Source organism: Pedobacter sp. WC2501 (assembly GCF_052682415.1).
Map to the genome: position 1 here is coordinate 4,614,426 of NZ_JBQZFI010000001.1, position 22,956 is coordinate 4,637,381.

Sequence of the window (22,956 nt, forward strand, 5' to 3'; positions counted from 1 at the left end):
ATAATTAAAAAAATATGAAACCAAGTGAAAAGCGTTCCGATTGCCCGATAAGCTCCTCGCTGGATATTTTTGGAGACAGGTGGTCGCTATTGATTGTGCGGGACCTTATGCTCCATAAAACCCGTACTTACGGTGATTTTGCAAAGTCGGAAGAAAAAATAGCGACGAATATACTTGCGAATAGATTACAGGTACTGGAGGATCATAACATAATCATCAAATTACCTTATCCGGATAATAAGGTAAAAGGGCTTTACCAACTGAGTACAAAAGGTATTGATTTAATACCTGCTGTGATTGAAATAGCCCTTTGGGGTGGAAAACACCTATCGAATACAGACGAATCTTCCCCATTTCTTAAAGAAGTAAAAAAGAACAAAACAAAATTTCTGAAAAATATAATGGACAGTCTGCTGGCAAACGATGAGGCTTGACAGACATCGACGCCCATAAATTATCCTTCCGGAAGCAAATCAGCACGTGGATTGATGAATGCCATTTTTGCTTGATGCTAATGATAAACAGGGTTACCTTGCTGAAATGTATTAAACAGCTAAATTAAATGCAAGGACATAATATAACGATAAGAGATGCACCAAGAATGCCATACCCAATGATTGATTCGCTTAAGTAAACGGCGGCATTTTCATTCTAAAAATAGATAACCCCTATTAAGCCATCTTTTTAGTTTACTGGAAAAATCCCTCCTTTTTTAACATTAAATACTTTAGATGAGCATATGGAAAACCACTTACAACGGAAGTTCGAAATGAAAGACTGATCCTTCCCCTGCTTCACTTTCTCCCCAGATTTTACCATGATGTATTTTAATAATCTCGGCGCACAGGTATAAACCGATCCCGAATCCGGTAATATTGTTATTTTTTTCCACCCTGTAATAACGTTCAAAGAGTTTCCCCAGTTCTTCCTTACTCACTCCAATGCCCTGGTCGCGTACGCTTACCCTTACCCAATTGGCTACGCGCTGGCAGGAAATTTCAATAGTGGTAGAAGCCGCAGAATATTTTGCTGCATTGCTTACCAGATTGTTCAACACCTGTAAAATTTTATCATGGTCGGCAAGGACAGTTACCTCTTCTAGATGTTGGCAGATAATGGTGTGCGAACTATACAGTACCCTGAATTCATCCTGGGCAGATTGGATCAGTTCTGCCATATTAAACGCTGATTTTTCAACGGGAATCTTGCCAGCATCAAGCCTGGCCACATTCAGGAACCCGTTAATCATGGCAGTCATAACGGAAACCTGTTTTAACGGTTGCTTAAATCCCTGATAAAGTGCATCATCCCCGGATCTTTGCGCCTTTCGCTGCATAAACTGGAGATAGCCCGTGAGTGAGGTAAGTGGTGTTTTGAGTTCGTGGCTCACCATTCCGATAAAGTCGTTTTTCCGTTGTTCTTCTTCCTTGATTGCCTGGATATCCGTTGTTGAGCCCACCCACATGATCAGCTCACCACCCTCATTCATTACCGGGGAAGCCACGTTTAAATGCCAGATATAACTTCCGTCTGTGTTTTTAAAACGCATTTCGGAAATATATGGCACTCCGCTTTTCGCCGCAGCCGCCAGCCCTTCCTGAAAAACATGGATCTCATCAGGGTGCAACATCTCCAGATAACCGAAGTCGCGCAGGTCTTCAAAACTCATTCCTGCAAAATCCAGCCACTCCCTGTTAAAAAAAATAACCTCACCACTGGGAAGTGCATTTGATATTTTGGCAGGAACCAGGTCGGCAAGTCTCCTGAAATGTTCCTCACTCCTTTCAATCTCTTTGCGGGCATTTACCTGAAGGGTCACATCGATGGCCACCACTAGGATATCGGCGGTTTTTCCGGTATAATCCACCACAGGCTGATATACCAGGTTGAAAAAATATTCTTTCAGGCCCTGCCCATGTTGCAGCATTGCCCTTATTTCATTGGCATAAAAAGCCTCACCTGTATCGAATACCTCTTCAAGTATTTTTTGAAAAGGCTGGTCCTTGATTTCCGGGAGCGCTTCCTTTAGTGGAAGCCCTACTATGGCATTGTTTTTCCCCCATACTTCAAGCAGTTTTACATTGGCTGTCTCAACGGTCAGTTCCCTTCCATGAAGCACGCCGATGGCAACAGGCGCCTCTTCAATAAGGAATTTGAAACGCTGCTCACTTTTGTGAAGTTTGTTATTGGATATTGACAACTGATCATTGGTATCAGAAAGTTGAGCAGTGTACCTTTCCAGAAGCTTTCTGGAAATTACCCTGTCTGTGATTTCAAATGACATTACAAGTACCCCTGAAATATTTCCATCCGTATCACGCAGCGGCTGATAGGTATAATCAACGTAGGTTTCCCTTAGGCTTCCATCAGCGGATGTGAAAATTACCGGACTTTCTTTAACATCGATAATTTCCCCTGTCTCCATTACTTTCCGAAGCTGACCTGCGAAAGGCTGATCAGCCAGATCGGGTAAAATTTCCAGAAAAGGCCTGCCTATAACTTCCTTACGTGTTTTATTCCAATAAAGGAGATTACTATCGTTGATCATTTCCACCAGGAGCTCATGGCCCCTGATCACCACAACGGAAGCAGGGAGCATATTGAGTATCTGTTCAAGCCTGCTATTTACCTCACTAAGCTTATCCTGCGAGAAGATGAGTTCATCGTTGGCTGCATGCAGTTCCTCATTGGTTGCAGCAGCTTCCTCATTCAAAGCAGCAAGATCGAGACTTAACCGGGATTTCTCTTCCTCTATATTTTTCTTTACGCTAATATCACGTGCCGCACCGAACCATTCCTCTATTTCCCCATCATCACCCAGAATTGGAACTGCTCTTGACACGGTCCAACCCATGCTCCCATCAGCACGGACAACCCTGTGTTCCAGTTCAAAAATTTCTTTGCGTTCTATGGCCTGTGAAATTGCAGCATTTACCATTTCCATATCACAGGGATGTACGTTCCTTTCCCTCCACCCTGTAATGGGAGCACTGGTACTGCTCAAAAATCCCCGTCCATCCAGTTCGTACATGATCTCCCAGTCAGGGCTAAGCCTGTATACCACATCAGATGTGGCCGTTACCAATGCCCTAAAACGCTTTTCGCTTGCCGATAATTCGCTCATTTATATAGTTGAAAACTAATTAAGATCTACAAAATAATGATAAAAGCATTCGTCCATTAGCATCATCATCCTGATCTTAAAGGTTTCGAATATACAAAAGTACGAGATAAATGAAGAGATTTAAAAAAGGAGTTGGTTTTAAAATTTACGATGGATATTGAAATTATTGCTTGAAATGGTATTTATTGTTACTTTTGAATATGACAGCATTTATTTGTGAATATGAAAGCATTCGTTCCTGAAAGTGATGACGATCTTTTAAATGCTTTCCATTCAGGGAATAAAGAGGCCTTCGAAATTATTTACGACCGTTACTGGCTGCTGCTTATTCGCCATGCCAACCACATGCTGAATGATGAAGAAGAAGCAAAAGATGTGGTCCAGGAAGTGTTCACCGCCCTTTGGTCAAGATCTGACAGCCTTCCCACTTATCCTAATTTAGCAGCTTTCCTTTATGCAGTTACGCGTAACAGAATTTTAAACCGCCTGAAACATTTTAAGATAGAAGCCAAATATTTAGCTCAGGTAGAGCATATTATTCAGCACCCATCACAAATGCCTGATAGCAGAGTGCGGGAACAGGACCTTAAACGTGTGATTGAAGAGGGATTAAACAGCCTGCCACCAAAAATGCGGGAAGTGTTTGAATTGAGCAGAAAACAGCATAAAACACATAAAGAAATTGCTGAACAATTAAATATCTCTGATAAAACCGTAAAAAAGCAAATAAATAATGCTTTGCGCATCCTTAAAAGTAAAATGGGTGATTCATTTAATATTTTCTTAACTTTTTTTTAATCCTGCCTACTACCAACCCCTTCTTTAGTTGTTATCACTGTAATTAGCCACAGTAAGCGCAAACAAAGGATGGAAAATCATCAGAATGAGCACAATAATTTACTTAAAAAGTATCAACTGGGACTTTGTACACCGGAAGAGAAAGAAATTGTTGAATATTTATATATTTTTTCGGCCAATTCTGAAAAAAAAGACAGAAAAGTTATTGAGGATGGCCCGCTTCGCAATGAGATCTGGAGAAGAGTGCTGTTTGTTAATGGCATAAAAGATTTTGAGAAACAAAATACGGTGCCATCTCCACAAATACAGAGACCTGCGCTGTGGAAAAAAATATCAATTGCGGCAGCATTCTGTATTACGGTTGGCACTGCAATTTTTTATGTAGTACAAACGCAGCCGAAGCAACAACAGGTAGTTTATACCAAAGATATTGCCCCCGGAAAAAACAACGCGACACTTACACTCCCTGATGGAAAAGTCATCATACTTTCTGATGCCCGTAATGGGGAGTTGGCAAAAGAACAAGGGGTGGTTGTCCGCAAAACCAGCGACGGGCAAATTGTATACGAAGTAGTTGACCGGGGTATAGCCGCTAACAATCAAATCAATACTCTGTCTACTTTACGCGGACAAAATTATGAAGTGCGTTTGCCGGATGGAACCAAAGTAATCCTAAACGCGGCTTCTTCAATCAAATATCCTTCATCCTTCGTCGGTGCAATCAACCGTAAGGTAGAGTTAACAGGGGAAGCATATTTTGAGGTAGCAAAAGATAAAGTCCATCCCTTTCTTGTATACAGTAAAGGACAAACGGTGGAAGTATTGGGTACCCACTTTAATATTTCGGCCTATCCCGATGATAATCTTTCTAAAACTACACTCCTGGAAGGAAGCGTAAAAATCAACAACCAGTTACTAAAGCCCAATGAGCAGTTTATACGCTCGGCCACAACAGAACAAATCGTAACTGTGAACACTGATGAGGCCGTTGCCTGGACACAGGGCTACTTTATGTTTAATGATGAACCACTAGAAAATATCCTGTCAAGAATTTCCAGATGGTACAATGTGGAGATCATTTATAAAAACCAGGAGATTAAGAAAAAGAAGTTCCTGGGTAGTATAACCAAGTATGACCAGCTCTCTAAAACATTGAATCTTCTGGCCAAGACCAAAGATGTATCATTCGAAATTACCGGAAATAAGGTTTTCGTTGATCATTAAAAGGCTTGCAATATCACCAATCAACTAATCTATCAACCAAACCAACCAACATGAACAACCGCCATCACGATCCTTAGGGAGGAACCGATGAAAAGGGTTTTTAGCATATTGATCTTTCAAAAACAAAATAGCCAAGGATGGTGGAACATCCCTGGCCGTGTTTTGCTAAAACCTCATCTTATCAGGTAATGAATCAATTCAATTTTAACAGATATCAAATGTATAAAAATTATAATAAGATTTTATGCAAGCCTTTGTGCTGCGTTTATAAAATATTGTTTATCATGAAGTTAACAACTATCATACTCTTAACAACGTTGCTTCAGGTGAGCGCCACCGGATTCGCCCAAAAGGTTACTTTTGTGCAGAAAAACAGCACGCTCAAAGAAATTTTCGGGGCGATCAGAAAGCAGACAGGTTACGATGTTGTAGCCTCATCAGATCAGCTTTTTCAAACGGTAAAAATAGATGCAGGCTTCAGAAACGCTCCGCTCGAAAAAGTACTGGATAAATGCCTGGAAAATCTCCCGTTCAGTTATGCTATAGACGAACATTCGGTGATTATCAGCAGGAAAGAAAAGTCTGTAGCCGAAAAAATTATCAGCTTATTCACCCCTAAAATAACAGTAAGCGGGGTGGTGAAAGTAAAACAGGGACCACTTGGGGGCGTATCCATAATGGTAGAACGTACACACCAGGTGAGCAGGACAAAAGATGATGGTAGTTTTTTGATTGGGGGACTTGAAAAGGAAGATGTATTGGTTATTAGTTATATTGGCTATCAGCAACAAAAAATACATGTGGCAGATGTTGATGGGGTAATCAACATTGAACTGAAGCCTAGTACAAATGTCCTTGATGAAGTGCGGGTACTGGCTTATGGACAAAAAACTTCCCAAAGAACAAATACAGGATCTACAGTTTCTATAGATGCAGCTGTATTGGAGAAAACACCCACTTCAGATCCTATTGCTGCATTACAGGGCAGGGTCTCGGGCATGTTGATTACCAATAACAGTGGCTTGCCGGGCGCACAAGTTAGTGTGCAGATAAGGGGGATCAATACATTGAACATGGATGGAAAAGCCAAAATGCCGCTCTATATCGTAGATGGCGTGCCTTTTACTTCAAGCTCTATTGCTGGTTTAACCAATCTTGGCATATTGACTAATGGATCAAGTGAAAGTCCATTTAAAAGTATAGATCCCAGTTCAATTGCAAATATTGAGGTTCTTAAAGATGCCGATGCGACAGCGATCTACGGCGCGCGAGGAGCCAATGGAGTGATCCTGATAACGACAAAAAGAGGTAAAGCTGGCCAGATACAAATCGGCGCCGACGTTTACGCTTCTATTGCTAAAATCCCACATTACATCGATATGCTGAATACGGAACAATATCTTGACATGCGCAGACAGGCTGCAATCAATGATGGGGTAGAAATCACCGACGACGCATTCCCTGATTTAACCAAGTGGAGCCAAACGAAATATACCAATTGGCAAAAGGAGTTTTTTGATAAAACGGCATTAACGCAAAATGCAGAGCTAAATATCACTGGAGGAAGTAATCAGACCCGTTTTATGCTGGGTGGAGGATATAGAAATGAGAAAACCGTGTACAATACTGTGGACGGGCTAAAAAGTGGGAATATCAGATTCAATGCAGATCACAATTCGAAAAATAATAAGTTGAATCTTGCTTTGTCCCTCAGCTATTCAGGTGATAGGAACACGGCTATTGCCCTTGATCCTGTTGCTTTTTACGCTCTGCCACCCAATTACTCCTTATATAATGAAGATGGCTCTTTAAACTGGGCAGTGCCTAATCCGATTGCCACTTCATTAAGCAAGATGGAAAGCAAATCTAAAAGTGCCATCACCAATTTTGTGGGAAGTTACAAAGTATTGCCTAACCTGACGCTGAAAGCCAGTGTTGGTTATACTGATTTGCGGATCAGGCAAATGATGTTGACACCTATCGCCGCACAAGACCCAAAATCATCTGATCCTCAAGGATATACATATTACGCAAATAACAGAAACAACTCATTCACCTTTGAACCCCAGGCAGATTATGTGCTTCACCGTGGAAACAGCACTTTCCGCGCCTTACTTGGTGGCACCTATATTGATAACAGATCTTCAAATTATGCCTTAAATGCTTACGGCTTTACGGATGATGCTTTATTAGGCAATGTCTCAGCAGCCCAAAGGTCTGATACTACCCAACTGGGAAGTCAGTATCGCTTTCTTTCTGCCTTTACCCGTATAGGGTATGAATACCAGAATGAGTTGTTCGTGAATGCAACATTGAGACGGGATGGTTCCTCTCGTTTTGCACCCGGTAAACAGTTCGGTGATTTCTGGTCGCTCGGTGCAGCCTGGATTTTTACAGAACGCCAATGGATGAAATCGGCAATGCCCTTCTTAAGCATGGGTAAACTGAGGGCAAGTTACGGATTGAGCGGTAATGATAATATAGGTGATTACAGTTATTTCGTGAACTACGAAAAAACCTTCAACAAATATCAGGGGATCGGACTTTATCCTAAAAACCTTTTCAATAGTGATTATCAATGGGAAGAAAATAAAAAATTCGAAGCCGCAATAGAGCTTGGTTTCCTGAACGATGCGGTGATGCTTACCGTAAATTATTACCAGAACCGTTCGGGTAACCAGCTGGTAGCGTATCCTTTGGCTTCACAAGTTGGGGTGGGCGACGTAAATCAGAATATGGATGCAAAGATCCAGAATAGCGGATGGGAATTTATGTTGAACACTTCGCAGATTAAACACAAAGATTTTAGCTGGACCTCAAGCTTTAATTTAAGCATTGGAAGAAATAAATTGCTATCGTTCCCTGACCTGGAAAATTCCTCATATAAGGATCAATATGCCATCGGCAAATCCTTATCATTGTTCTGGGGATTCGACTTTCTGAAAATAGATCCTCAAACCGGTAAACCTGTATTCAGGGATGTGGATGGAAATGGAACTATAGAATATCCGAATGATAATGTTCCGTTAAGTAACCTTTTGCCAACATTTTACGGAGGTTTTACTAATAATTTCTCTTATAAGAGATTTGATCTGGATATTTTCCTGAGTTTTAAAAAGAGCGGACGAAATAGTCTCCTGAATTTGAGCCCCGGTGCTTCTTTGAGTAACCAACCTGTAGAAGTACTCGACAGATGGCAAAGCCCGGAAAATCCGGGTACCCGGATGGCGTATACGACAGATACCTACCAGATAATCTTATACAATTCAAGTCTGGCCGCTGCCTTTAATAATTCTTACATCAGGCTTTCAAATGTTTCCCTGGGATACAGCTTCTCAGAAAAACAAGCCGGGAAATTAGGTATGAAAAATTTGCGTGTATACGCAATGGGAAATAATCTGTTTACCCTGACCAACTATCCTGGATTTGATCCGGAAACAGGTGTAAGTATGCCTACCCTGCGGTCATTTACTTTTGGTCTGAAAACAACTTTTTAAAATTATACAATGAAAAATTTGATATACCGCATAGCTCTCCTGCTGATGTTAACTGTGGTTAGCACATCATGTAAAAAAATATTAGAAGTAAAGCCTGAGTTCATCAGAACTACAGAACAAGTATATGCCAATGATAAATCTGCAGATAGTGTAGTGGTTGGTATGTATGCTAAATGGTCAGGTAACAGTGATTTATTTGATATCCCTGTGGTAGGAGGGCTTTCTTCTGATGAATTAAAGCCAGGAGCATCATTAGACGATGATCTCCTGAATATGTACAATAACCGTTTAGATCCTGTCAACTCCTCTACCAAAACCTATTGGTCAGATTATTACAGTGTAATCTATACCGCAAATTCAATCATAGAGGGTGTCGCAACTTCGAAAGGCATGACTACTTCAGGAAAACAAAAAGCTACCGGTGAGGCATTATTTATGCGTGCTTTTTGTTATTTCTATCTCGTTAATTTTTTTGGCGATGTGCCATTGGTAACCAGCACAGCTTATAAAGAAACTAAGAATTTTCCCCGTACACCAGTCGCTAAAGTATACACACAAATACTGGAAGACCTGCTGAAAGCCGAGAGTTATCTTGGTGATCAATATCCTACCAATGGTCGTGTGAGGGCTAATAAATGGGTAGTTAAAGCGTTGCTGTCAAGAGTATATTTATATACCGGTGACTGGAAAAATGCCAATCTTAAAGCTTCCGAAATCATTGAAAATAACAGTCAGTATAGCCTTGGTGTGATGGCAGGAACCAGCGCAGATGATGCAGAAATGGATATTTTTCACAGCGATAATAAAGAATCTATCTTTCAAATGTGGAATGAAATTGGATATAGTTTAGGGGGGCAAACCCTTGGTGATTATGCTTATGTTGCCGTTGCGGATGAAGGTAGCAATAGTCTTATCAACGCTTTTGAAGACGGTGATAAACGCAGATGGAATTATATTAATGAGGAAACCGGCGGTTACCGGATCTACAAATATAGATTAGACGTTGAAAATTCAGAATATAAGGAATATACTGTGGTTTTCAGGCTTGCGGAGCAATACCTGATTCGTGCAGAAGCCTTAGCTAAACTTGGACAACTTGATGCTGCGGTTCAGGATGTGAATACCATCCGTAATCGTGCGGGGCTTGAAAATCTGGATGATGGACAAACCGAAAGTTCGATTCTTGATGCTGTAGAACAGGAAAGAAGAGTGGAGTTGTGTTTTGAATGGAGTGATCGCTGGTTTAACCTGCGCAGACTTGGACACCTTGACCAGGTAATGTCAGAAAATAAACCTACCTACTGGAAGTCTACCGCTGCCCTATACCCGATACCAAGGGTAGAAATACGAAATAATCCAAAACTTACACAAAATCCAGGTTACAACTAAATTTATCAGAATGAACACATATTATCACAGATTGATCCAATTTATACTTTTCCTATTGCTGATAACAGGCAGTACTGTGTCTTTTGCGCAGAAGAAAGCTCCGAATTACACATTAAAGGGAAAAATAACCGGCATGAAACCCGCTGATAAAGTGACTGTATATCTTGAACGTTATATAGGCGATAATATGCAACAGGATTCTGTCCTGGTGAAAAACGGGACCTTCAGTTTCCGCGGGAACGTAAAGGATCCGGTATGGTCAGTCCTTTCTTATTCCCTGGTTACTAAAGCAAAGAATCAGAAAGACGAACCTGTACGCCCGTCCTGTTCATTGTTTATTGAGAAAGGGCTTTTGAACATCTCTTTTCCCTTGGGAAACATTTCACAGGCCGTATTTTCAGGTTCCCCTTTGAATACAGAAAAGGTAGCTTATGAAAGTAAAACAGCGGAGCTTACAGAGGCTCTGAGTGATGTAAGGTCTGCCTATTTCAACCTTGAGGACCTGATGAGCGACAGCACACAAAACAAGGAAAAGCTCATACAGCAGATGAAGACAATAGAAAAGGCATCAGATTCGCTGGATCAGATAAAAATCACAACAGACAGTTCATATATAGCCCGTCATCCCTCCGGTTATTTCAGTCTTTACCTTTTATCAGAGTCTTTCAGGCACGGCATGCCTTTTGAAAAAACCATGGGTTTGTTTAAACAGATTAACGCCCCTTTGAAACTGACTGCAGTTGGAAAAAAACTGACTGCAGACCTTAAACGTGCACAGAAAGTAAGTGTTGGGATGGTGGCACCCGAATTTTCCCTGCCTGATTCTACCGGAAAGCTGGTCAGCTTATCTTCTTACCGGGGAAAATATGTGCTTGTTGATTTCTGGGCCAGCTGGTGTGTACCCTGCAGGCAGGAAAATCCTAATGTAGCTGCGGCCTACCAGAAATTTGCTGTACACAATTTTAATGTACTGGGCATCTCTTCAGATTTTGATAAAGGCTCCTGGATGACCGCCTTGCGTGAGGATAAATTATCCTGGCCAAATCTACAGGATGTAGGCTCCAAAGTCGGTAAACTGTTTGATGTGACTATGATCCCGTCGAATTTCCTGATTGACCCGAACGGCAGGATTATCGCAAAAAACCTACGGGGAGCAGCACTTGAGCATAAACTGGCAGAAGTGCTGTCACACTAAATCAGGCAGATCACAGCTCATCGCACCGCGCAGTATAGCTGATGAACACCAGCATTATAAATTTTATTACCTATATGAAAATCTACAAAATTAATATAGCCCTGCTTATCGCAGGCATGCCTTTGCTTGCAGGAGCACAACACAAGCCTGCTAAATCCACTGTTGCCGTTCACCATACTGTTCAGCCGGGCACAAAACTGATTCCGCTGGATCCTTCGGTGCGTACCGGGAAGTTGGCGAATGGTTTTACCTATTATATCCGCCATAACAATGAGCCTGAGCACCGTGTAGTGATGTATCTTGCCAATAAGGTAGGATCTATCCTGGAGACGGATGAAGAGCAGGGACTTTCACACTTCCTGGAACATATGAGTTTCAATGGAACGGAGCACTTCCCTAAAAGTGAACTGATCAATTATCTCCAGAAAGCTGGTGTAAGGTTTGGTGCAGATTTAAATGCCTACACCAGTTTTGATGAAACAGTTTATCAGTTACCGCTGCCGACAGATGATCCTGCGGTGATGAAAAACGGGCTGCAGATTATGCGCGATTGGGCACAAGGACTAACACTGGAGACTGCCGAGATTGAAAAGGAGCGCGGCGTGATTTTGGAAGAAGAAAGGTTAGGTAAAGGCGCTGAAGACCGCATACTAAGACAAACCCTTCCGGTGATGGTAAATAACTCGCGTTATGCCTCACGTTTGCCTATTGGTAAAGCCGATGTGATCCTTCATTTTAAACCAGAAGTGATCCGCAATTATTACCATAACTGGTACCGTCCTAACCTGCAGGCCCTTATTATTGTGGGTGATATCGACGTGGCAAAAATGGAACAACTGGTCAGGCAAAAATTTGCTGATCTGAAAAACCCGGCAAATGAAAAACCAAGGGTAAAATATAGTTCTTCCTTAACAGGGAAAAACCAGTTTCTTGCGGTAACCGATAAAGAATTGACCAATACGGTTATAGAAGTTAATGCAAAGCATAAAGACCAGAAAATTTATACGGAGACTGATTACCGTGCTTCACTGCTGAGAAATCTGTTCAACGGAATGCTGAGCAGACGTTACACAGAGTTATCCCGACAGGCCAATCCTCCGTTTTTACAAGGTGGTGCCGCAATTCGCGGAGTTATGCCAGGACTGGAAGCATTTAAACTTTATGTTAGCTGCAGGCCTGGAGAAGTGGAGAGTGGATTTAAAGCGGTGTGGAGGGAAACGGCCAGGCTGCAACGGTTGGGCTTTTCTAAAACAGAGCTTGAGCGTTCCAAAAGGGAGTATCTGAATGATATGGAAGCGATGATGCAGGAAAAGGATAAAATGACTTCCGATAACTATGTAAATGCTTATTTGAACCATTTCCTTTATGGCGGGGCCACTCCCGGATTAAGCAAACAAAATGAAATGGTAAACCGGTTTATTCCTACAATTACGCTTGCGGAGGTAAATGCGCTAGCCAAAGAATACATTAGGGAAACCGACAGGGATATCATTGTAACCGCACCCGAAAAGGATAAGGCAACTTTACCGGCCGAGTCTGCTGTTTTGGCCTGGATAAAGGAAGTCAATGCAGAAAAGATGGATGCCTTTAAAGACGATGTAAGTAAATTGCCCCTACTGGCTCATGTTCCGGTACCCGGAAAAATTGTGAAGGAGGAGAAAGATGCCAAAACCGGACTTACTTTCCTTACCCTCAGCAATGGTGTAAATGTGATCCTGAAGAAAACGAACTTCAAAAATGACGAGATTGTTTTCCAGGCTTTTACCAATGGGGGAACATCCTTATACAGTGATGCAGAATATGAAAGTGCAGCTAATGCCTCAAATATTATCTCTTCAGCAGGTGTAGGGAATTACAATGCCAGTCAGCTTGAAAAATATCTCTCAGGTAAACAGGTCTCGGTTTTTCCTTTTATAGATGAGCGTACACAAGGCTTTATTGGGAGTACAAATGCCAAAGATATGGACAGTGCCTTTAGTTTACTGTATGCCTACGCTACAGAACCGCGTAAAGATGAGCAGATTTTCAAAGGGATTATCTCCAATGCAAAAGCGGCCCTGGTGAACAAAGACGATGATCCTGAATCGGTTTTTAGTGATACAATGACTACTGTGATTGGGAATTATAATATGCGCCGTACGCCTGTGAACCTGGAGAAGATTGCACAGATCAACCTTGATCGCGCATATTCGATATATAAGGAGAGATTCGCTAATGTAACGGGGATGAAATTTGTCCTTGTAGGAAATATAGACGAGGCAAAACTAAAGCCTTACCTGGAAAAATACATCGCTTCCCTTCCTGCAAACGGAACCATAGAGGCCGCAAAAGATCTGGACATCCATGCCCCTGAAGGCTTGATATCCAAAACAGTATATGCTGGTAAGGAGGACAAGGCCATGGTTTACCTGGTTTTTTCTGGAAAGTTTGATTATGATTATGCGAGTACCCTGAAGATGCAGGCACTAAAAGAAGCTTTGGAAATCCGTTTACTGGAAAGATTGCGGGAGGAAGAAAGTGGGGTTTATTCTCCGGCTGCGGAAGTAAGTACCCGTAAATTGCCTGATGGCAGATATGGTATATCTATCTATTTTGGCTGTTCACCTGCAAATGTAGAAAGGATGATTGCCTCTGCGGTAGATGAGGTTGAAAAGTTGAAGAAAGTTGGCCCGGCACCGGAAAACATTGAAAAGTTTAAGGCGGAAGACCTACATACGATGCAAACCACGATGAAAACTAATAATTTCTGGCTGGATTACCTGACTGGACAACTCAGCAATGGTGAGCCGCTGGACCAGATCAGCGACTATAACCAGATCATCAAAGGAATGACTGCAAAAGAGGTAAAAGATATTGCAGATAAATACCTGACCGGCAAGAATTATATCAGATTGATACTGCTGCCAGAATCGGCTAAAGCAAAATAATTAATCACCCCTGCCCTTTCATCTGTAAAGACAGGACAAAGGGCAGGGTAATTATCTATATGATTAAATGATATCAAGACTCCCTATTTTGTGTGATAATTAAAGAATCGCAGTATATATTTTCCATCTCACATCCTACATTCTTACATCATCCATCTTACATCCGCTCTGGCGAAGTAATTCCCAAAATCAGCATTCCGGCATGAATAATATCAGCAGTTTTTTTGCTTAGGTTTAAACGGAACTGTTTCGCTTCACCTTCTTCCGTTTTTACAATTGGCGGTACCTCATGGTAAAACTTGTTGAACAGCTTAGCCAGTTCGTATAAATAGTTGGCCAAACTCGCCGGGCTGTAAGCTTTTGCCGCAATAGCAATCTCTTCAGGATATTTTGCCAATTGCAGAATCATTTCCAATTCAACATCAGATATTCCTGAAAATTGCTCACTGCCAATCGCAAACTGATAATTCGACTTACTCAGCAACGATTTAATCCGCGCATGCGTGTACTGAATAAATGGCCCCGTATTCCCCTGAAAATCGATACTCTCAGCAGGATTAAATAATAAACGTTTCTTAGGTTCAACCTTTAAAAGGAAATATTTCAAGGCTCCTAAACCTATATTTTTATATAATTCTTCTTTATCTGCTTCACTAAAGTCGTTGGTTTTACCCAATTCTTCGGTTTTTTCGCGGGCGGTGGTTACCATGCTCTCTATTAACTCATCGGCATCTACAACGGTTCCCTCGCGGCTTTTCATTTTACCGTTTGGCAAATCGACCATTCCGTACGATAAGTGGTATAAACCTTTTGCCCAACTTTTGCCCAGTTTTTCTAGAATCAGGAACAACACTTTGAAATGGTAATCCTGCTCATTTCCGACCACATAAATCGACTCATCCATATTGAAATCATCGTGTTTCATTTCGGCAGTACCTAAATCCTGCGTAATGTAAACTGAAGTTCCGTCAGCACGTAAAACCAGTTTCTGGTCTAAGCCATCTGCAGTTAAATCGATCCATACTGAACCATCTTCTTTTTTAAAGAAAACACCTTTGGCCAAACCTTCATCAACCGTACCTTTTCCTAACAGGTAGGTATTGCTTTCGTAATAAAATTTATCAAAATCAACCCCAAGGTTTTTATACGTTACATTAAAACCAGCATAAACCCATTCGTTCATGGTTTTCCAAAGCGAAACTACCTCTTCATTCCCTTGCTCCCATTTCAACAGCATTTGCTGCGCTTCTTTAATTAATGGTGCATTTTTCTTGGCTTCTTCTTCAGTTTGTCCTTCCGCTTTTAAAGCATCAATCTCTTTTTTATACTCTTTATCGAAAATTACATAGTATTTTCCAACCAGGTGATCGCCTTTTAAGCCTGTACTTTCAGGCGTTTCGCCATTGCCCCACTTTTGCCAGGCCAACATCGATTTACAGATGTGGATCCCACGATCGTTAACCAGGTTTACCTTTACCACATCGTAACCGTAAGCTTTAAGCAACTCAGAAACCGAGTAACCTAACAAGTTATTACGCACATGCCCCAGGTGAAGCGGTTTATTGGTATTTGGCGATGAATATTCTACCATTACCTTTTTACCATTTGGTGCATATACGCCAAAATCAGGCGATAAAATTTCTTCGTTAAATTGTTTTAAGAAATAACTTTCAGCAATGCTTAAGTTTAAAAACCCCTTAACGACATTAAATTTAGTAATATCAGCTACGTTAGCAACCAAATATTCGCCAATTTCAGTGGCCGTTTGTTCTGGTGATTTTTTCGAAATTTTAGTGATTGGAAAAACAACGATTGTTGCCTGTCCTTCAAATTCTTTACGTGTTTCTTGTATGTTGATTACACTTTCGGCTACTTCTTCCTTATAAAGTTCAAAAATGGCTTTCTGTGTTTCGGCAATAATAAAATTCATGCGTCAAAAATAGAGAAAAAAGTCCGAAGTCGGGAGACCGAAGTCTGAAGATTTTTTTAGCCTAAATTTCAATTTTCATCGTTTTTAAAGGGTTTGGAAAGCTACTGTAGTGCTAGTCGGTATCGATAGTCCTTCTTTCCGCTATAGTCCCGATTGAAGGAATCGGGAGCTGCCGCTCAATAAGGTTTAAAGAGGTTGGTTCTGTGTAAAAAAAGTCAGAGGTCCGAGGTCGGAAGACAGGGTGCTTATAACATAAAACTTATTAGTCTTCAAAATTTTTGACTATGTACTTTCAAACTATATCTTCCGACTTTCGGACTCTAAAAAATTCCAATAGTTTAGAGATCTTGGTTCTATGCAATAAATAAACCTTTTTAAGCATCAGTCTATCTCAAATCTATCATCTCAATTCTCATATCTGATTTTTTCTGATAGATTTGCAATAACTAACTTTTTTATGAGCGAGCAGAACCCCAATTTTAAAGTGAGCGTAACCACCGAAATCGGCAGATTGCGTAAATTATTAATACATAGTCCTGATAGTGGATTAGGCAAAGTAGTACCCTCAAAGGCGCAAGATTGGCTTTTCGAAGATATTGTCCATTTAGATACCATCCGTAAAGGCGAATACGATTATTATATTAAACTGTTGATGTATTTTCTTGATCCTGATAAGATAAAAGGAAAACTGGCTGAAATAGATTCGGAAGCATCCAACCGTAATTATTATAAACCTAACCACCCAGACTTCCACAATTCTAAATCGGTAATCGAGATTCAGAACCTCTTAAGTGAAATGCTGGAGGACGAATCCATCCGTAAAAAACTGGTTGCTGCTGTTTGTGCGATTGAAGGTTGTACTTATAAAGTTCAATTGGAATTAACGAATACCGATCCGAAACAATTGGCAGAGATTTTTATCTCCGGAACATTAGCCAACGATACCATGATTTTTGCGCCCATCCCCAATTTAATTTTCACGAGAGATGTGGGCATAACCATTAACAACCACATCCTGTTAAACAAACCGGCAAAAAAAGCCCGTGTGCGCGAAACACTTTTAATGCGTTATATTTTCTTCAACCACCCTTTGTTTGAAGGTTACCGCAATAATATTCTCGAAATTCCGGACGTGACCATGCACTTTTTACGCCCGGGCGATGAACCTGCGTTTAGTACTACTTTAGAAGGTGGCGACGTAATGATGGTGAGTCCTAACCACGTATTGATTGGCTGTAGCGAAAGAACTTCTGAACATGGTGCCAATGAAGCGATTAAATTGTTGTTCGATCAGAATGTGGTAGAAAAAGTTACCGTGGTAAAAATACCAAGCAAACGAGACTATATGCACCTGGATACCGTTTTTACACAGGTTAAACGCAATACCTGGGTAATTTTGAATTCCATTGCCCATTCACCAAAATATAATCCTTACGAGCCGATCAACTTTTTAAAAGAACCAGAAAAATTAGAGGCCACCACTGCTATCCAGTTTACAAAAGCCAATCCACAGGAACCGAAACATTTCGAACATGTAGAAGCTTTATTAAACGACATTAGCCAGAACGACTTAAAAAGCACTGAACCCACTCAGATTATCTACAGCGGAAATAACCAGTTCCCTTATGATTCGAGAGAACAATGGACAGATTCATGTAACCTTTTAGCGATTAAAGAAGGTGTGGTTTTAGGTTACGATAGAAACGATAAAACTGTTGAAGCCTTTAAAACTGCTGGCTTTGATGTGGTTGATGTGAAAGATTTGATCCAGGATTTAGAAAACGGCAAAGTAAATGCTGAAACCATAACCGATACCTTGATTTTAATGCCTTCGGCAGAATTATCACGCGCCAGAGGTGGTTTCCATTGTATGAGTTTACCCGTTTTGAGAGACAATATTTGAGGTTTAGGGCGTAAGGTATAGGGTTTAAGGATAAAACTCAATGCTTTAAAAATTCAATTTTCTCATAAATCAAAAATAATTATCTTTCATAACAAATCGAACCATAACTAGAAATATAATAAGTAATTAAACAGGCGATATAGGTCTACCTTAAACCTCATGCCTTATACCTCTTACCTTTATGCAATCTACCAACCATATCCTCATGATCCGCCCTGTTGATTTTAAATTCAACGAGCAAACGGCCGGAAATAACATGTTTCAAATTGCATCTACTGAAACCAATGTGCAAACAGAAGCCTTAAAAGAGTTTGATGCCTTTGTTGATTTATTAAGAAAAAACAATGTTGATGTAACTGTGGTAGATGATACTTTAGAACCTGAAACACCTGATTCTATTTTTCCGAACAATTGGGTTTCTTTCCACGATGATGGTTCGGTATATCTTTACCCGATGTTTTCCGAAAACCGCAGGTTAGAGCGCAGAAATGAAATATTGGAAGGATTGAAAGACCATTTTGAAGTTAACCACATCAGCGATTTAAGCTTTTATGAACAACAACATGCGTTTTTAGAGGGTACGGGAAGCATGGTACTAGACCGAACCAATAAAATTGCATACGCCTGCTTAAGTGTGCGCACAGACGAAGAAGTGCTAAACAATTTTTGCATGCTCACCGGATACGAGCCAGTTGCTTTCCAGGCGGTAGATGGATCAAATTTCCCGATTTACCATACCAATGTGATGATGTGCATTGGCGATCGTTTTGCAGTAATCTGCCTGGATTCGATTAAAGATCCTGATGAAAGGTTAAATGTAACCATTAGTTTAAAAGGCACCGGAAAAGAAATCATCGAAATCAGCCTGGAACAGATGAACAAATTTGCAGGCAATATGCTGCAGGTAAGTAATGCCGAGGACGAAAGTTTATTGGTGATGTCGGAACAGGCTTTTTTATCTTTAACTGCTGAGCAGATTGCTGCATTAGAACAATACAGCAGAATTATTTATGCACCACTTTACACCATTGAAAAAAATGGTGGTGGTAGCGCAAGATGTATGCTGGCAGAAATACATTTGCCTATTAAATAGTTTATTACCTAATATCCTTGGCTGGTGGCCCACCCAATGCTATTAACTTAAGCTATTTATATGTTTGGTGAGCTCTGTTTTTCCTCTTTTTAAATGTTACCCTAATAAAGCTTCTGTCTGGTTTTATGGGTATTTTAGAAGATGCTATTAGTTTAATAAGAGATTGAATGATATGCTCTGGGTTTAGCGTATTTAGTATTTGGATAATTACTTTTCTAACAAACCTGAAAGCATTTTGCCAATTGTATTTATATTTTAGTTTTCTTTTTTTGTTCTTGTCGATCTCCTGCTGTGCCTGGATGCCTAATAAAGCTACCAGATTCATCATAAATATATGTGCTTCAAACTCCTGGAATATTCCATCAGGTTTTCGACAACCAAACTGCTCTAGTTTCATCTTTGGTTTTAGTTTTTTAAAGCCTTCTTCTACAGGCCATCTTAGGCCATAAAGCACTTTCATATTCTCTGTGCAGATATCATTCATATCAAATAAGGAAGAAACAAGTATTTCTATCTCTCCAGTTTTCAATTGGATTTTTGTAACCCTAACAACGATTTTTTCAGTATTTAACCCATGTTTTAAACAGGATTTTCTTTCATTTGGGCTTGGATCCCACTCTGTTATAAAATCGTTTTCAGTCTGTTGGGTTATCCGTTTTGCAAAACAGGACTGAGCGGTGCTTATGCGAATGCAGAAATTCTGTTTTACTGCGTAAAGGCTTTTGCAGATATGAAAATATCCAAACCCCCGGTCTAAAATAACTATGGATTTACGGCCTGGGAGTTCTTCAATGCATGCATCAAAAAGTGTTTTTTCTGTTTTCTCCATCTTTGATATCCTTTTAGAAAGAATTGCCCCACTAAAAACATCATAAAACATAAAAATCTGTGCTAAACAACTTTTTACACTACCACCTTTTTCTGAATAGATTCCAAAAAAGTCTTTTATCTGCCTGGAAGGTGGTAACCCAACAGTAGAGCCATCACCGGCAATCAATTGATATCCCCTCCAAAGTTGTGAAGGGTTCTGTTTGTGGTAATCTGCCAGTATTTTGTTCAGATCCTTAAAAAAGGAGATGGATATTTTATATCGAGCCTTAGAAAAAGCTGCACCTGTTACCGCTTTTGAGGATAAACTAGGCAAAATTGTAGAAAGATTATACTCTACAGATTCTTTAAAAAGATTTAATACGATAGATACAACAACAGGGAAGCTTAAACTCCGCTTACGGGTAAAAAAGATTGGTTCTTTAAGGTATTGGGAAAAACTGTTTTTATCCTGAATGAAATCAAATGTTTTTTTTAGGAGCCACTTTATGTTGCTCCAATTTTTGATTCGAAGAAATTATACTCATTTACTTTACTTGTTTAATAGTTAAATATCAACATAATAATTTGATTTTCAAATATTTAAAACACTAAGTTAATAACATTGGTGGCCCACCAGCCAAGCGAAATAATATACATGAGGTTGTTGAGCCACCAACCTTGGGACTGGGAACCTGCTTTCTCCTCCCCCTCGCCGTGGTTCGTGTCTCCACGAACCATTGTATTTTTGCTAAGACTGTCAAGCAGTTCGGACTGAAACACCCGAAGAACACGGAAGTATCATAATTTTACTTATCAATGGAATCAGATTTAACTGAAAAAGAACTGCATTTGGCTGCATTCATGAGTGGAATCTCAGAAAAATGCTATTCTGCTGGTTGGATGCAGAATTTAGAATATGTTTTATGGCATGCTGTAATAAATGGAGAAAGGAAATATGGACAGTCTTACATCAGTGAAGCTGATATCGCCACATTGATTAAGCTCTCAACAGTTACAAATGTTTGGATAATATTTGATAGCGAAAAAGAGGAAATGGCTTTGAGCTTAAAAGAATGGACAGAAAAGTTTAAAAAGGATGTGGAGACAAACAAACGAATTATAAAAGGTTAATAAAACTATTGTTTAGTAATCCACCAACTATGGGGTTATCTATCCTCGCCGTGGTTCACATCTCCCAGCCATTTTTATTTTTGCCACGGAAGCTCGGAGAACGCACGGAAAACCCCATCTGATAAATGCACACTCGCTATTAAACCTTAAATAGCAGCACGGCAGTAATTTAATAAACCTGATCGGAACGAACACGAGTGCAACGAGTAAAGTGAAGAGCAGGACTACTGAAACCGATAAAAACAGGAACCTGCTTTCCAAATCATCAGCAAATATTCCTTTCTATAAAACATAGTCTTTAAATTATAAGACCAAGATTCTGCAATATTGTCTACATCACAATGCCTGCTTATTCCAATTAGTTTTATTATTTTCGCCAAAAATCCAGTATCAAGATGTCTTTAGCACAAGAATTACAGACCCGTTCGGGCAATAAATGCGAACTATGCACCGCTGAAACCAATTTATCAGTATACGAAGTGCCACCAACCAGCAATGCCAATAGTGATAACAGTATTTTAGTTTGTAAAACCTGTTTAGACCAGATTGAAAAAACAGAACAGCTTGCACCAAACCATTGGAAAATATTAACAGAAACCATGTGGTCGGAATTTGCCCCGATACAGGTTGTTGCCTGGAGAATGTTAAGTAGATTAAGAAATGAAGGATGGGCAGCAGATAGTCTGGATATTTTATACCTTGAAGATGAAACTTTGGAGTGGGCTAAAAAAACCGGCGACCATGAGCAAGACGGAACAGTAGAATTTCATCAGGACAGCAACGGCACGCGTTTATTTGAAGGCGATACCGTAGTTTTGGTTAAAACTCTGGATGTTAAAGGCTCCACTTTGAGCGCTAAACTGGGTACTGTAGTTAAAAATATCCGGTTAGTTCATGATAATACCGAACAAATTGAAGGCAAAGTTGAAGGACAAACCATTGTAATTTTAACCAAATATCTCCGCAAAGGATAACGCATTATTTGGTGATTGATTAGACTACTAGCTATCAAACCCAAATAGCAACACGGTGCTTTTCATGTCAACTAAACCTGATCGGAACGAACACGGGTGCAACGAGTAAGGTGGAGAGCAGGGCCAACCCCAACCTATAAAACAGGAACCTGCTTTCCAAATTATCAGTTAAATATTATTCCCCTCGCCGTGGCTCGTGTCTCCACGAACCATTGTATTATTGCCAAGGAAGCGCAGAACGCACGGAAAACCCAGCGAACAGATGCACTCGCTATTAAAACATAGCAGCACCAGCCCAATTTAAATAAACCTGATCGGAACGAACACGAGTGCAACGAGTAAAGTGGAGAGCAGGGCCAACCCCAACCTATAAAAACAGGAACCTGCTTTCCAAAATATCAGTTAAATATTATTCTCCTCGCCGTGGTTCGTGTCTCCACGAACCACTGTATTATTGCCACGGAAGCGCGGAACGCACGGAAAACCCACCGAATAGATGCACTCGCTATTAAAACATAGCAGCACCAGTCCAATTTAATTAAACCTGATCGGAACGAACACGAGTGCAAAGAGTAAAGTGGAGAGCAGGGCCAACCCCAACCTATAAAAACAGGAACCTGCTTTCCAAATTATCAGTTAAATATTATTCTCCCTGCCGTGGTTCGTGTCTCCACGAACCACTGTATTATTGCCACGGAAGCGCGGAACGCACGGAAAACCCACCGAATAGAATGCACTCGCTATTAAAACATAGCAGCACCAGTCCAATTTAATTAAACCTGATCGGAACGAACACGAGTGCAACGAGTAATTGGAGAGCAGGGCTAACCCCAAACCTATAAAACAGGAACCTGCTTTCCAAAATATCAGTTAAATATTATTCTCCTCGCCGTGGTTCGTGTCTCCACGGACCATTGTATTTTGTCACGGAAGCGCGGAACGCACGGAAAACCCAGCGAAC

General features: G+C 40.5%; 14 protein-coding genes. 11 read left to right on the plus strand and 3 right to left on the minus strand.

Features of this window, described 5'->3' with window-relative positions; all coding sequences use genetic code 11:
* Positions 1–14 precede the first annotated feature (14 nt).
* Entirely contained in the window at positions 15–434 is a 420-nt protein-coding gene (locus tag ACUN24_RS19420; RefSeq protein WP_445564006.1) for a winged helix-turn-helix transcriptional regulator, read from the plus strand.
* Between the two features lie 317 nt (positions 435–751).
* Here the strand turns inward: ACUN24_RS19420 and ACUN24_RS19425 are convergent, their stop codons facing one another.
* Positions 752–3,124, minus strand: a complete 2,373-nt coding sequence (locus ACUN24_RS19425) for a PAS domain-containing protein (protein ID WP_445564007.1) — start codon at positions 3,122–3,124, stop codon at positions 752–754.
* 222 nt (positions 3,125–3,346) lie between these two features.
* On the opposite strand from ACUN24_RS19425, the gene ACUN24_RS19430 reads away from it, so the two are divergent.
* The 6 genes from ACUN24_RS19430 (at position 3,347) to ACUN24_RS19455 (ending at position 14,154) form a co-directional block, all read left to right on the plus strand.
* Entirely contained in the window at positions 3,347–3,922 is a 576-nt protein-coding gene (locus ACUN24_RS19430) for an RNA polymerase sigma factor (protein WP_445564008.1), read from the plus strand.
* A gap of 69 nt (positions 3,923–3,991) precedes the next feature.
* Positions 3,992–5,146, plus strand: coding sequence for a FecR family protein (locus ACUN24_RS19435; protein ID WP_445564009.1), 1,155 nt, complete (start codon positions 3,992–3,994; stop codon positions 5,144–5,146).
* 284 nt (positions 5,147–5,430) lie between these two features.
* Positions 5,431–8,643: a SusC/RagA family TonB-linked outer membrane protein gene (locus tag ACUN24_RS19440; protein ID WP_445564010.1), complete on the plus strand. Its 3,213-nt coding sequence runs from the start codon at positions 5,431–5,433 to the stop codon at positions 8,641–8,643.
* Between the two features lie 9 nt (positions 8,644–8,652).
* Positions 8,653–10,032, plus strand: coding sequence for a RagB/SusD family nutrient uptake outer membrane protein (locus ACUN24_RS19445; RefSeq protein ID WP_445564011.1), 1,380 nt, complete (start codon positions 8,653–8,655; stop codon positions 10,030–10,032).
* 10 nt (positions 10,033–10,042) lie between these two features.
* The gene (locus tag ACUN24_RS19450) at positions 10,043–11,227 is read left to right on the plus strand and encodes a redoxin domain-containing protein (protein ID WP_445564012.1); all 1,185 of its coding nucleotides are present in this window, start codon (positions 10,043–10,045) and stop codon (positions 11,225–11,227) included.
* 74 nt (positions 11,228–11,301) lie between these two features.
* Positions 11,302–14,154 carry a M16 family metallopeptidase gene (locus tag ACUN24_RS19455; RefSeq protein ID WP_445564013.1) on the plus strand — a complete coding sequence of 951 codons (2,853 nt, stop codon included), beginning with the start codon at positions 11,302–11,304 and terminating at the stop codon, positions 14,152–14,154.
* A 157-nt stretch (positions 14,155–14,311) separates the two neighbouring features.
* Here the strand turns inward: ACUN24_RS19455 and argS are convergent, their stop codons facing one another.
* Complete coding sequence (argS, locus tag ACUN24_RS19460; protein ID WP_445564014.1) at positions 14,312–16,084, minus strand: arginine--tRNA ligase; 1,773 nt, start codon at positions 16,082–16,084, stop codon at positions 14,312–14,314.
* Between the two features lie 457 nt (positions 16,085–16,541).
* On the opposite strand from argS, the gene ACUN24_RS19465 reads away from it, so the two are divergent.
* Both ACUN24_RS19465 and ctlX read left to right on the plus strand, forming a co-directional pair.
* Complete coding sequence (locus tag ACUN24_RS19465; protein ID WP_445564015.1) at positions 16,542–17,987, plus strand: arginine deiminase family protein; 1,446 nt, start codon at positions 16,542–16,544, stop codon at positions 17,985–17,987.
* Between the two features lie 181 nt (positions 17,988–18,168).
* Positions 18,169–19,080, plus strand: coding sequence for a citrulline utilization hydrolase CtlX (gene ctlX / locus ACUN24_RS19470; RefSeq protein WP_445564016.1), 912 nt, complete (start codon positions 18,169–18,171; stop codon positions 19,078–19,080).
* Positions 19,081–19,132: 52 nt separating this feature from the next.
* Here ctlX and ACUN24_RS19475 read toward each other — a convergent pair whose 3' ends face one another.
* Positions 19,133–20,416 carry an IS4 family transposase gene (locus ACUN24_RS19475; RefSeq protein WP_445565126.1) on the minus strand — a complete coding sequence of 428 codons (1,284 nt, stop codon included), beginning with the start codon at positions 20,414–20,416 and terminating at the stop codon, positions 19,133–19,135.
* A gap of 290 nt (positions 20,417–20,706) precedes the next feature.
* Between ACUN24_RS19475 and ACUN24_RS19480 the strand changes: the two genes are divergently transcribed.
* Together ACUN24_RS19480 and ACUN24_RS19485 are read left to right on the plus strand one after the other, a co-directional pair.
* Positions 20,707–21,021 (plus strand): hypothetical protein, encoded by a 315-nt coding sequence (locus ACUN24_RS19480; protein ID WP_445564017.1) that lies wholly within the window; start codon positions 20,707–20,709, stop codon positions 21,019–21,021.
* 395 nt (positions 21,022–21,416) lie between these two features.
* The gene (locus tag ACUN24_RS19485; RefSeq protein WP_445564018.1) at positions 21,417–21,995 is read left to right on the plus strand and encodes a PhnA domain-containing protein; all 579 of its coding nucleotides are present in this window, start codon (positions 21,417–21,419) and stop codon (positions 21,993–21,995) included.
* Positions 21,996–22,956: the final 961 nt, after the last annotated feature.

What these genes read in the sequence shown, in the direction of transcription:
- ACUN24_RS19420 (WP_445564006.1), top strand. Translation starts at nt 15, where the DNA reads ATGAAACCAAGTGAAAAGCGTTCCGATTGCCCGATAAGCTCCTCGCTG.
- ACUN24_RS19425 (WP_445564007.1), bottom strand. Translation starts at nt 3,124, where the DNA reads ATGAGCGAATTATCGGCAAGCGAAAAGCGTTTTAGGGCATTGGTAACG.
- ACUN24_RS19430 (WP_445564008.1), top strand. Translation starts at nt 3,347, where the DNA reads ATGAAAGCATTCGTTCCTGAAAGTGATGACGATCTTTTAAATGCTTTC.
- ACUN24_RS19435 (WP_445564009.1), top strand. Translation starts at nt 3,992, where the DNA reads ATGGAAAATCATCAGAATGAGCACAATAATTTACTTAAAAAGTATCAA.
- ACUN24_RS19440 (WP_445564010.1), top strand. Translation starts at nt 5,431, where the DNA reads ATGAAGTTAACAACTATCATACTCTTAACAACGTTGCTTCAGGTGAGC.
- ACUN24_RS19445 (WP_445564011.1), top strand. Translation starts at nt 8,653, where the DNA reads ATGAAAAATTTGATATACCGCATAGCTCTCCTGCTGATGTTAACTGTG.
- ACUN24_RS19450 (WP_445564012.1), top strand. Translation starts at nt 10,043, where the DNA reads ATGAACACATATTATCACAGATTGATCCAATTTATACTTTTCCTATTG.
- ACUN24_RS19455 (WP_445564013.1), top strand. Translation starts at nt 11,302, where the DNA reads ATGAAAATCTACAAAATTAATATAGCCCTGCTTATCGCAGGCATGCCT.
- argS (WP_445564014.1), bottom strand. Translation starts at nt 16,084, where the DNA reads ATGAATTTTATTATTGCCGAAACACAGAAAGCCATTTTTGAACTTTAT.
- ACUN24_RS19465 (WP_445564015.1), top strand. Translation starts at nt 16,542, where the DNA reads ATGAGCGAGCAGAACCCCAATTTTAAAGTGAGCGTAACCACCGAAATC.
- ctlX (WP_445564016.1), top strand. Translation starts at nt 18,169, where the DNA reads ATGCAATCTACCAACCATATCCTCATGATCCGCCCTGTTGATTTTAAA.
- ACUN24_RS19480 (WP_445564017.1), top strand. Translation starts at nt 20,707, where the DNA reads ATGGAATCAGATTTAACTGAAAAAGAACTGCATTTGGCTGCATTCATG.
- ACUN24_RS19485 (WP_445564018.1), top strand. Translation starts at nt 21,417, where the DNA reads ATGTCTTTAGCACAAGAATTACAGACCCGTTCGGGCAATAAATGCGAA.